General features: G+C 63.0%; 6 protein-coding genes. 3 read left to right on the top strand and 3 right to left on the bottom strand.

From position 1 onward, the window contains the following. Positions 1-14: 14 nt before the first annotated feature. From AAC076_RS13145 to AAC076_RS13135, 3 genes are read left to right on the top strand one after another with little or no spacing between them, the layout of a single operon-like run. Positions 15-1,016: an amidoligase family protein gene (locus AAC076_RS13145; protein WP_339846391.1), complete on the top strand. Its 1,002-nt coding sequence runs from the start codon at positions 15-17 to the stop codon at positions 1,014-1,016. Next, positions 1,013-1,684 (top strand): gamma-glutamyl-gamma-aminobutyrate hydrolase family protein, encoded by a 672-nt coding sequence (locus tag AAC076_RS13140; RefSeq protein ID WP_339846389.1) that lies wholly within the window; start codon positions 1,013-1,015, stop codon positions 1,682-1,684. Before AAC076_RS13145 ends, AAC076_RS13140 begins: the two co-directional genes overlap by 4 nt. A 6-nt stretch (positions 1,685-1,690) precedes the next feature. Beyond that, entirely contained in the window at positions 1,691-2,323 is a 633-nt protein-coding gene (locus tag AAC076_RS13135) for a YigZ family protein (RefSeq protein WP_339846386.1), read from the top strand. Here the strand turns inward: AAC076_RS13135 and recD are convergent. Genes recD through recC form a run of 3 tightly spaced genes read right to left on the bottom strand, consistent with a single transcriptional unit; the run spans position 2,301 to position 11,538 of the window. Then, on the bottom strand, positions 2,301-4,397 hold the full coding sequence (gene recD, locus AAC076_RS13130) for an exodeoxyribonuclease V subunit alpha (RefSeq protein ID WP_339846384.1): 2,097 nt from the start codon (positions 4,395-4,397) through the stop codon (positions 2,301-2,303). The two genes, AAC076_RS13135 and recD, sit on opposite strands and share 23 nt — an antisense overlap. Next, positions 4,394-8,053 (bottom strand): exodeoxyribonuclease V subunit beta, encoded by a 3,660-nt coding sequence (gene recB / locus AAC076_RS13125; protein WP_339846382.1) that lies wholly within the window; start codon positions 8,051-8,053, stop codon positions 4,394-4,396. The genes recD and recB overlap by 4 nt, the downstream gene beginning before the upstream one ends. Next, entirely contained in the window at positions 8,050-11,538 is a 3,489-nt protein-coding gene (gene recC, locus AAC076_RS13120; RefSeq protein ID WP_339846379.1) for an exodeoxyribonuclease V subunit gamma, read from the bottom strand. The genes recB and recC overlap by 4 nt, the downstream gene beginning before the upstream one ends. Positions 11,539-11,622 lie beyond the last annotated feature (84 nt).

Here is an 11,622-nt window from a genome sequence, read left to right as displayed (position 1 = left end):
CGAAGGAGGCAGGCATGACCAAAGAAGGTGATTTTGCACTGCCGCCCTGGCAGAACACGACAGAAGGCGAGTTGCGCCGGGTCGGTATAGAGCTGGAAATGAACGGCCTGGAGCTTGATGAGATAGCTCAGCTCACAGCCGATTTTCTGAATTGCGAGGTGACGCAGACCAGCCGCTATGAGCGCTCCCTCAAGGGCGATCCGGCGGGTGAGTGGATAGTCGAGCTCGACTTTACGTTATTGAAAAAAATGGGTCGGGAACAGCGTGTCGCAAGCGACCTGGGCGATGAAATCAAGAGTGGCGCCGAAGACGTGATCAAATGGTTCGCCGACGGGCTGGTGCCCCACGAACTGGTCAGTCCACCCTTGCCCATGGACCGCCTACCGCAAGTCGATCAGCTGATAGCGCATCTTCGCAAGGCGGGTGCTAAGGGCACAGGGGACCGGGTAACCAACGCATTTGGCATGCAGTTCAATCCCGAGGTGCCCGCCTGTGAAGCCGGGGTTATTACGGCTTACCTCAAGGCGTTCCTGTGCCTGTTTGACTGGCTCAATACCCGCGCCGATATCAACATGACCCGCCGCCTGACCAGCTACGTTGATCCGTTTCCGGCCCCCTATGTCAGGAAGGTAATCAACAAAGACTATGCGCCCGACATGAGCGGACTGATAGATGATTACCTGATAGACAACCCGACCCGCAACCGCGCCCTCGATATGCTGCCGCTCTTCAAGCATATCGATGAGGACCGGGTAGTCAGCAAGGTGGGTGATGAGCGCATCAAATCACGCCCGACCTTTCATTACCGACTCCCCGATTGCCTGATCGACCAACCGGACTGGGGTGTCCACGTAGCCTGGAACGATTGGGTGGAAGTGGAACGACTGGCTGCAGATCAAGAGCGTCTTGACGCGTGCTGCCAGGCCTACGGTGTTTATCTGGACAGGGGTGTTGGTCGACTTCTGCACAACTGGGAGGATGAAGTACAGGAAAAGTGGCTGAGTGGCGCTGCATGAGTAGACCGGTCATTGCCATCACCGGCCCACGCCGTGGCGCTATTGGTCCGCGCTTCATGGTCTCCTGTGCCGTGCGCTGGTACGGGGCGAAACCCTTGCAGGTACGCCCCGGCGAAGACATCAACGCGCTGCAATATGATGCCGTGGTCGTGACCGGCGGGCACGATATCGACCCGGTCCTGTATGCAGAGGAACCTGAGGTACACCCCAAGTACGACCCGGAGCGCGACGAACTGGAATCCGCGGTCATCGATGACGCATTAGAGCGCGGTCTCCCCCTGCTGGGCATATGCCGTGGTGCGCAGCTACTCAATGCCCGACGCGGCGGCAATCTGTTTCAGGACCTGAAGTCAAAACGCAAACTGACTTCCAACAGGCGGACTTTGCTGCCACTCAAGACCCTGCTCCCCGAACCTGAAAGTTATTTGAACAAACTGCTGCGCACTGACAGGTGCAAAATCAACAGCCTGCATAATCAGGCCATTGATCGCGTAGGCACTGACCTGCAGGTCAGCGGACGCGACCTGGACGGCATTGTCCAGGCAGTGGAGGACCCAGGCCGTGCATTCCTGGTGGGTGTGCAGTGGCATCCGGAGTTTCTGCTTTTCAACGGTCGGCAGCGGCGCCTGTTCGGCGCCCTGATCGAGGCCGCCAGGGATCGACTTTAGAGCCCCATGTACAGCCTCGCCCACACCGTAAGTAGCACAATTGAAATTCGTAAAAGCCGTTTTATAGGCAATGTCGAACCCATTCTTGATCGTGCAACTGCACTGGAACGCGTGGCTCAATTGCGCGCCGAGCATCCGGATGCGGCGCATGTCTGTTGGGCGCTATTGGCTGGCGGGCACAGTGCTGCGGTGGATGATGGCGAGCCCTCCGGGACGGCCGGGCGACCAATGCTGGAGGTGCTGAGACATCAGGAACTGGAGGGTGTTCTGGCAACAGTGGTGCGCTATTTTGGAGGCACCAAGCTCGGCGCCGGCGGCCTGGTGCGAGCCTATACCGACGCCATTGCCCAGGCATTATTGCAGGCCGAGCGCATCCCGGTGGTTCGTCAGCGCCTGTTGCGCTGCCAACTGCCCTTCGCCCAGGAAAGTATGGCCCGGCGGTTACTGCAACAACTGGATGGTGAGCTGCTAGATGTGCAACACAGCGACACCGTGCAACTTGAGGTGCAACTGACGGCTCCGGCTGCAGAGGATTTTCTGCAGCAACTGAAAACAGCCAGTCGCGGGGAGCTGTGCTGGACCGACATGGATGCCGATCAGCCCCGCCAAGGGCCAATCAGTCCAGCGCCAGACCACTGATACGGCGCACCGGTGTGCGCACCGCCTCCTCGAATACCCCGGGACGGCTTTCAACCAGGGTGAAATGCTTGCTGGCACGGGTAATCGCGGTATAGACCAGTTCCTTGGTCAGCACCGGATTGCGCGCTTCGGGCAACACCAGCACCGCGTGCTCAAATTCCGAGCCCTGGGATTTGTGCACCGTCATCGCAAATACTGTTTCGACTTCGGGCAGACGACTGGGCAGCACGAAGCGGATACCACCGCTGCCATCGTTGCGCGCGAAGGCCACACGCAATGCCTCCGTCTCGGCCTGCCCCGGCACCAACGCGGGTTCGCGGATACGCAGGGCGATGCCGATGTCACCGTTCATCAATCCCAAACTGTAATCGTTACGCGTCACCAGCACCGGCCGGCCTTCGTACCAGAGCGGGTCGCTGCGCAACAGACCGCGCCGCTGCAGCAATGCAGCTACGCGTTGATTCACCCCCTCCACGCCCCAGTCGCCACGGCGCACTGCGCATAGCAGCTGAAAGCGGTCAAACGCCTGCAGTACGGCGCGCGCCCAGACTTGCCATTGCGGGTCACCGGCGGGTACGTCGGCATCCGGTCGCGGTTTGCCCGTCAGCACTTGCAGATAGGCAGCGTAACCGGGCAGCCCATCGTCCCCGCCGAGTACCAGTGCAGCAAAGGCCGAATCAGATGGGCCGCTGAGGCGTTGACTGCGAATATCCTTGAAGGAACCACCGCTGAGCAGTTCGCGGGCTGGCTCGGCGGCGCAGCGGTTCACCGCCCGAGCCAGCTCGCCAATGCCGCTATCGCCAACAAAGCGGTGGGAATGTCGCAACATGGCGGTCTGCTGAGCCAGGGCATGCTCCTGCGGGTCACCGTTCTGCAGTCCGGCCCCAGAAAGTGACTGACCACTGATCTGCTCCATCCAGTCACGGGTCTGCTCGCTGTAAAAACCGGCATCGGCATCCCGGCACAGATCGCCGAGCACCGCGCCGGCCTCGACCGACGCCAACTGATCCTTGTCGCCGAGCAGAATCAGCCTCGCGCCCGGCGGCAGGGCATCAAGCACGCAGGCCATCATCTCCAGATCGATCATCGAGGCTTCATCCACCACCAGCACATCCAGCGCCAGCGGATTACCCGCATTATGACGGAAATGCCGACTATCCGGCAGGCTGCCGAGTAGCCGGTGCAAGGTGCCCACTTCGGTCGGAATAGCGTCCCGGACCGATTGGTCGACTGGCAACTGATCCACCTGTTTACTGATGGATTCGGTCAAACGCGCCGCGGCCTTGCCGGTCGGCGCCGCCAGTCGAATGCGCAGCGGCTGGCCATTCTCGACGGCTGGCGCCTGCAGCAACGCCAGTAGCCGGACCACGGTAGTAGTCTTACCGGTGCCGGGGCCGCCGGTGATGATGCTGAAACGCCCGCGCGCCGCAAGCGCGCAGGCAATGCGCTGCCAATCGGGATGCTGCTGGCTATCCGCAAACAGCGTCTGCAGACGTTGCGGCAGATCCGCTGCCACCGGCATGGGCTGCAGGCGCTCACGCAGACCAGCCACGACCTGTTGCTCGTACTGCCAATAGCGTCGCAGGTATAGCCGTTGCCCGACCAGCACCAACGGCCGGCTGCCTGACTGTGCGCTGTCATGCGCATCCACCACGCCGCTTTGCGCCAGCTCACGTTGCCACTGCTCAAAGCCCAGGTTGGCCAGACACTGTGAGGGTAGCGGAGTGTTGCCGGCACTTTCGCCTTCGGGTGGAAGTGAAAGAGCAAAATCCGGCGCCTGCAGCGTAGCCGGCAGATCCAGACAGACATGGCCATGGCCCAACTGATGACTGACCAGCGCAGCAGCCAGCAGCACGCTGGCAGGGGTGTCGGCTACCTGCTCGAGCAGAAAGTCGGCCAGAGCGATATCCAGCGCACGCAACCAGCCGTTGGCCTGCCATTGTCCGAGCAGCTCCAGAAGCGCGGAGCTGTCGCTCAATGGGTCGGTAAAAGCATCCGCGCCAGGGTGTGCGATAGCCTCTGTGGCTGGCCCGGCAAGGGACTCACCGAGCAAGTCGAGTTGATCGCCGATCATGCGCTGACCTCCGCTACAGACTGACCGGCGAACAGCCGATCCAGTGTTTCTATCAAACGGCGCGGTGGACGATCCTGCCAGACCCCGCCATTGGCTGACTCGATCCCGCGCACGAACCAGTAAAGGGCGCCGCCGATATGCTGGTCATAGTCGTAGTCAGGCAGACGCGCACGCAGCTGGCGGTGCAGCGCCAGAATGTAGAATACGTATTGCAGGTCATAGCGATGCTCGGCAATGGCAGAAGCCATGGCGTCATCGCTATAGTCCGCCGGGCCCTGCCCCAGCCAGTTGGACTTGTAATCGACAACGTAATAACGGCCTTCGTACTCGAACACCAGATCGATAAAGCCTTTGAACAGACCATTGAGCCGGTCACGCTGCAGAGGCGCTCGCGCCATGCCGTCCAGGGTACGGGCCTGCACCAACTGGTCGATCTGCTGCACATCCACATGGGCGGCGCTGAACATGAATTCCATCTCGCTCTGGTATTGGCCGGGCTGCAGCGCCGCCAGCGCCAGTTGCGTACCCGGCACCAGACCGGGGCGGCGCAACAGCTCGCTCAGCCACTCGCTCAGGCAGGGCGCCCAATCACCCCAGCCGCGGCGCTGGCAACGCGGGTAGAGCCAATCCAGTGCCTGTGCCGGTTCAGCAAGAACGGCAAAGCCTTCCGCCGCCGCCAACTCCAGCAAGCCGTGAATGAAGGTGCCGGGCTGCGGCCCACGCGGGAAGCGATGAATACTCGGCGGCTCGCCCTTGCGCAGCGGGACGAAACGGGACTGGCGTTCGTCATCGGTCATGCGCTCGGCCAGGGCGCTGTCCACCGCCAGCTCGGGTTGCTCGCTGCTGATCGTCAGCGCACTGTAGGAACCGATCCACCAGGACGCAAAACGTGCATGAGTGGGGGTGCGCGCACTCAGATTAGTGCTTTGCATCAGCTGCGGCTGATAGCACTGCCCGTCAACCTCGGGTGCTGGGGCCACGCTGAGCACCTGTCCATCCGGCTGCCAGGCCTGCAGCCAGTCAGGTAGCGCCTCGCTGGTGGGCAAGCGTTCGCCACCGGCCAGCAGATAGGCGATGGCACTGTGGTGCAGTACCGACTCCTTGCTCTGACCACTTTTCAGGTCCGCCAGGCCCAGCCAGCAGGCATGTCGGGCGCGGGTGAGAGCCACATACAGCAGGCGCAGATCTTCACCCAGCCGTTCCTGGTCGGCCTGGCGCAGGGTGTCTTCATCGGGCTCAAGCTCCAGGCGTGAGCGCTCGCCGTCATGAACGCGCACCGGCTCGCCCTTCTTGGGCGGGCGGCTATGACTGATGAAGGGCAGGAACACCAGCGGGTATTCCAGCCCCTTGGACTTGTGGATGGTGACGACTTTGACCAGCTCGGCGTCGCTTTCCAGCCGCAGCACCTGATCCTCGCCAGCGCCCTCTGCGGCCTGCTGAATCAGCTCACGCAGATGACGGATCAGTGCCTGCTCACCGTCCAGTTCACGGGCGGCACGTTGCAGCAATTCGGCCAGGTGCAGCAGATTGGTCAGGCTCCGCTCCCCATCGCTCTGCAGCAGCAAACGTGCTGGCAGCTGGAAGTCATGCAGCAGGCGGTGCAGCATCGGCAGCACGCCCTGTCGCTGCCAGCGCCGGCGATAGTCGCGGAACTGATCGACGCGCTGCTCCCACAGCCGTTCGTCCTGATTGAGCAGCTCCACATCGGCCCAGCTCAGTCCCAGCGTGGTGCTGGCCAGCGCGGCGCGCAGCAGGCGATCGTTGCCCGGCTCGGCACAGGCGCGCAACCAGCGCAGCACATCCTGGGCCTGCTGGGTGTTGAGTACCGAGTCCTTGTCCGACAAATACACGCTGCGCACATCCCGCGCCGCCAATGCCTGGCGAATCGCCTGCGCCTCGCGCCCGGTCCGTACCAGCACGGCCATGTCTGCCGGCCGCACTGGCTGCAGCCCGCGCTCGGGATGAGCAAAGCCGGCATCGCCGCGCTGCCCGGCGAGCAGCAGCTCGGTCATGGCGCTGGCACAGCGCTCGGCCATCTGTCGGCGATACGCCTCACCGCTCATTGGCGCTTCGCTGGGCAGGTACCAGGCGGTTAGCGCGGCCGCCGGCTCGCCGCCAATACTCCAGACCTCCTTGCGTCCGCGTGCCTTGACCGGCAGAAAGGGCAACGGATTCTCCTTACCCTGGCGGAACAGAAAAGCCGCTCGCGGGAACTGCGCCTCGGCATGGGCAAACACGCGGTTGACCGCCGCGACCATGGCGTCGCTGGAGCGGAAGTTGGTATCCAGGTTTTCGTGCCGGCCTTCAGTGGCGGCGCGGGCGCTCAGATAGGTGAAAATGTCGGCGCCGCGAAAGGCGTAGATCGCCTGCTTGGGATCGCCAATCAGCAACAGCGCGCTGTCCTGATGGTTGTCCTGTAGCCGATAGATGCGATCAAAAATCCGGTACTGCAGAGGATCGGTGTCCTGGAACTCATCGATCAACGCGACCGGAAACTGCTGACGGATCACCTGCGCCAGTCGCTCGCCATTCGCGCCCTGCAACGCTGCATCCAGACGGGTGAGCATGTCATCGAAACCCATCTGCGCGCGGCGGCGCTTTTCGGACTCGAAACGTTCCTTGATCCAGGCCGCCGCATGCCGCAGGGCCGACTGCTCGGGCCCGCGAATGGCTGCGAGCGATGCCTTCAACCCCACCATCGCATCCAGGGCCGGGTGCGCTGGCGGCGAGCCGTTCTTCCAGATCTCCGCGAGCCCGTCCGGCGTCAACCGCTCGAAGCCCTTGCCGATATCCAGTTTGATCTGGTCATCATCAGCGGCCCAGCTGCGCAGCTTATCCAGCCAGCCAGCCAGATGGCCGCGATTCATCTTTGATGCATTGAACGCCTTGGCTTCCCGGGCCTGCTCGAGCAGCGCTTCCAGCTCATCCACCCAGCCAATCCAGGACACCTTGAGTTCGGTCAGTTGCTGCGCGGACTGCTGCAGACCGGTATCGATCAACGTATGCAGATCCGGCTCGCCAGGCGCCAGCGGCTGATCGAGCAGAACTCGCGCCTTGGCCAGCAATGCTTCTGGCTGCTGCCAGCAGCTGTCGACCCAATGCAGTGCATCGCCTTGCAGGTGGTAGCAGTGCAGCCGCCAGTAATCCCGCGCCACCTCGGCCAACAGCTCGCGCTGGTCGGTTTCCAGGGTCTGGGTAAACAGACTGCCGCTGTCGAAGGCGTGCTCGCGCAACATACGCTGGCACCAACTGTGAATGGTCGAGACAGCCGCCTGGTCCATCCATTGCGCGGCAATCTCCAGCTTGCGCGCGCAGCTGGACCATTGCGTGTGCTCGGTGTCGGCAAGCAAATGCGCAAGAATCGGGTCGGGGTCAGCCAGCTCGCCGCGAAACGCCTGCGCTGCCTCGACCAGCCGCGCACGGATGCGATCGCGCAACTCCTGGGTGGCGGCGTCGGTAAAGGTGACCACCAGTATGTCCGGTGGCAACAGTTCACGGCCGAAGGCGCTGTGCTCGTCGCCATGCCCGAGCACCAGGCGCAGGTAAAGCGCCGAAATGGTGAACGTCTTGCCGGTGCCGGCGCTGGCCTCGATAAGTCGGCTGCCGCGTAACGGACAGCGCAGGGCCAGGGGCAATTGTGAATGGATTGCAGTCATGCGGCGCCCTCCCCGGCCGGCCGAAATTCGAGCCAACCATCATCGCAGGCATTCAGCAGTGGCCGGTACAACGCCTCGGCCCAGCCGGCAAATTCCTCGCCAGCAATCAGGCTGGCGAAATCGGGGTAAGTGCGCTGCAGCGCCACGCTCTTGTCGCGCTCGCCCAGCGCGTAGCTTGAGCCTTCATAGGCTGCCCGCGCTTTATCCAGCGCCTTGTCTTCATCGGCCTCCAGCAGGAAGGCGAAGGCCGTGTCCACCGCCACAGGCAGCGGCTGACACAGGCCCTGCTGCCAGCCCAGCAACCAGTCACGCAGGATGCTGACTGCGCGTGGCTGCTCCAGCGGCAGCAATTGAATAGTGGCGTCGGCACTGACCAGGCAAGTGGTCAATTGATGGCCGCTGGCAGCCGCCAGCACATGCAGGCTCAGTTCATTGAGCAGCTTGCGCCAGCGTGGCGCCTTGCCCTTGGCGTCCAGTGCGTTGCCGGTCAGCAATTGCAGACGCATCAGACCCGGTATGTCTGCCGCGGTGCGCACGCCGGCCAGCCAGCTCACCACCTCGATCCCCGGTGCCCTGGCTTCCAGCGGCAGCGGGTGCGCCATCACCTGATCCCAGAGCAGGGCCTGCTGCCGATAACGCTGCAGCTGATCCTGCAAGGGCTCGAGCAATTGTTCGCGCAGCAGTTCACCAAAGCCGGCCAGGGGCAGCTCGCCGCGCTGACGCATGCGCGCCGCTTCGTGGATCAGCAATGCATCCCAGTCCGCATCCAGCGGCGCTTGCTGTACACGCTCCAGCAGCCACTGGCTGAGCTGATGCCGCTGCAGACCATCGAGGGCGAAGGGTTCGTCATCCTCTGCGCTGGCGTGCTGCTCTTGTAGCCAGACCTTGAGCCGGGTGTTGAAAAAATGCTCGACCGGATGACGCAGAAAACGCTGCAGCGCGGCCAGCTCGATCGGTGCTTCCAGTGCCTGCTCCGGAAGCGCTGCATTCTCCGGCGCCAATTGCGTGGCGTCGTGCAGGGCGCGCCATTCGCTGGCATAACTGAACAGCGTGGAATCGGCAGCAAAGTAGCTGCGACTGAATGGCTGCAACGGATGTTCTGTGGTCAGCGCGGTGAGCAGATCGCCGCCATCGGCCAGTTGCCAGCCCGCCGCCAGATGGTCACGCAACTGGCCGATCAGTACCGATGGCGGGCGCTCACTATTGTCACGAATGCTGCGCCCCACCCAACTGACATACAGGCTGTCGCGGGCCGACAGCAGGGCCTCGAGCAACAGGTAACGATCGTCTTCACGACGCGAGCGATCCCCGGGGCGGTAATCGCGGCCCATCAGGTCGAAGTCCAGCGGCGGCTGTGCGCGCGGATAATCGCCATCGTTCATGCCGAGCAGGCAGATGTGCCGAAAGGGAATCGCACGCATCGGCATCAAGGTACATACGTTTACCGCGCCCGCCAGAAAGCGCTGGCTGAGCTGCGACTGGCCGGCGCCTTCCAGCCAGGCTTCGGCGACCACATTCAGCGGCAGCGGTGTTTCCAGCGCCACGCGCTCGCATAGCTCCAGCCAGTTGGCCAGGCTCTCCTGCAACTGCGCCAGCAACAGCTGGTCTCGCTCGGTTTCGGCGCTGAAAAAGTCCGCGAGCAACTCACGTAGGCGCTCGCCCCAGATCGCAGGTGCTGCCGGCTCACGCAGTTGCTGCTCATGCCGGTCGAGGTGCTGGAGTAGCTGGCTGAGCGGACCAATCAATGCTGCGTCCAGCCCGCCCACCTCATCATAGGGTTCTATCTCCTGCCAGGCCGCCGCGCTGCCGCCGGCATAACCAAGCAGCATGCGGCGCAGGCCGAAGCGCCAGCTGTTGGCTTCCAGGCCGGCGGGCAGACCCAGGGCCTCCCGCCGCTGCATATCCATTCCCCAGCGTACGCCCGCACCTTCGATCCAGCGGTGCAGGGTCGGCAGCTCGGCTTCGCTCAGGTCAAAGCGGTTGCGCAACGCGGGGACGTCCAGCAGATCGAATACCTCGCTCACCGGCAGCCGACTGTCTGGCAGCCGCAGCAGATGTTCCAACGCGATCAGCAGCGGCTCCTGGCCGCGCTGACCCTGATCGGCCAGGGTATAGGGGATGGCGCGCTGATCGTCCGCAGCATACTGGCCGAATACCGCCTGAATATGCGGCGCGTAGGTGTTCACATCCGGCACCATGACGATGATGTCGCGCGGCTTGAGCGTGGCGTCGCCGGCGAAGGCCGCGAGCAGCTGGTCATGCAGGATCTCTACCTCACGCTGCGGGCTATGCGCGATGTGAAAACGCAACGAGTGATCCTCGCCAGGCTTTACAGCAGGCCATTGGCTTCGGGTTTCTGCCAGCGGGCGCAGTTGGAGAATGTCGCTTTGTAACTGCGCCAGCAGACCGCGCCCTGAAGGCTCTTCGAACAGGTCCACCCGGCCGCCGTTGATGTCGGCAAACTGCGCCTCGTAGGCGGCGCGCTCATCATGCTGGTCGAGCAGATTGATATAGTCGCGACCCTGTTTACCCCAGGCTGCCAACAGTGGATGGGCATGCTGATGCAGCGTGCTGTCATCCAGTACAACAGGCGTACCGGGCCGACGTTGCTGGCGACGGTACTGATGCCGCAACAGGTCCTGGTCGGCGACGATGTCGCTCCAGTGATACTGACAGGGATTGAGCACGCCCAGCAGTACCTGGGAGAAGCGCCCGATCACCGCCAGCGCCTCCAGCGTCTGCGCTGGAAGTGAAGAAATACCGAATACAATGACTCTGCGCGGCAGGGCTGTCGGACGCCGATCGGCACCGAGCAGATGCTCGACGAAGCGTGGGTGAATTCCGGCGCGGCTATCGCTCAGTCGCTCAATGCCTACGTCTGCCAGCACCGCACGCCAGAGCGCCGGCTGCCACAGTTCCTCCTCGGCAAGCGGACGATAACCCTCGCGGGCCAGACCGATGCGATCATGACCGGCGGCCCAGTCATTCAGCCAATCGGCACGGTAGACCTGATATTGGTCAAACAGGTCAGCCAGCCGCTCGGCCAGCTGATAGCGCTTGCGGCAGTCGCTGTCGTCGGCGAGAAAGCGCTGCAACGGCGCGAATGCGGGTTGCGCCAACAGCTCGGGCAACAGGCGCATCAGTCGCCAAAGCAAGGGTTGCTTGTCGAGCGGCGACTGTTCCGGCACCGCTTCACGCCCGAGCACGCCGCGATAACTGTCCCAGAGAAAGCGTGCCGGCAACTGCACATCGAGCGCAGCGGCGATGCCGCTGCCGCCATGCTCCGGATCAGCAGCCAGGGCCATTTGCAGCCACTGGGCGATACCGTTGCTCTGCACCAGGATCACCTCATTCTCCAGCGGCCCAAGCGGATGCTCGCGCATCCAGTCGACCACCAACTGGCGCAGACTCTCGAGATGGTTACCGTGAAGGACCATGAATCCGGGGGCCAGACTGCAGGAAGTGAGGTTGGCAGTGTCGTGCATCAGTACTCCTGGATCGATCGACTCTGCACGGGCATTGCAGGTCATCAACATAGTATCAGGGGTTGGCGCGACAGATCAGGTCGC

It is taken from the genome of uncultured Halopseudomonas sp. (assembly GCF_963977355.1).
GTDB lineage: Bacteria > Pseudomonadota > Gammaproteobacteria > Pseudomonadales > Pseudomonadaceae > Halopseudomonas.
Note: the sequence above shows the minus strand (reverse complement) of the source record. Positions and strands in the feature narration are given on the sequence as shown.

What these genes read in the sequence shown, in the direction of transcription:
- recC (WP_339846379.1), bottom strand. Translation starts at nt 11,538, where the DNA reads ATGCACGACACTGCCAACCTCACTTCCTGCAGTCTGGCCCCCGGATTC.
- AAC076_RS13145 (WP_339846391.1), top strand. Translation starts at nt 15, where the DNA reads ATGACCAAAGAAGGTGATTTTGCACTGCCGCCCTGGCAGAACACGACA.
- recD (WP_339846384.1), bottom strand. Translation starts at nt 4,397, where the DNA reads ATGATCGGCGATCAACTCGACTTGCTCGGTGAGTCCCTTGCCGGGCCA.
- AAC076_RS13140 (WP_339846389.1), top strand. Translation starts at nt 1,013, where the DNA reads ATGAGTAGACCGGTCATTGCCATCACCGGCCCACGCCGTGGCGCTATT.
- AAC076_RS13135 (WP_339846386.1), top strand. Translation starts at nt 1,691, where the DNA reads ATGTACAGCCTCGCCCACACCGTAAGTAGCACAATTGAAATTCGTAAA.
- recB (WP_339846382.1), bottom strand. Translation starts at nt 8,053, where the DNA reads ATGACTGCAATCCATTCACAATTGCCCCTGGCCCTGCGCTGTCCGTTA.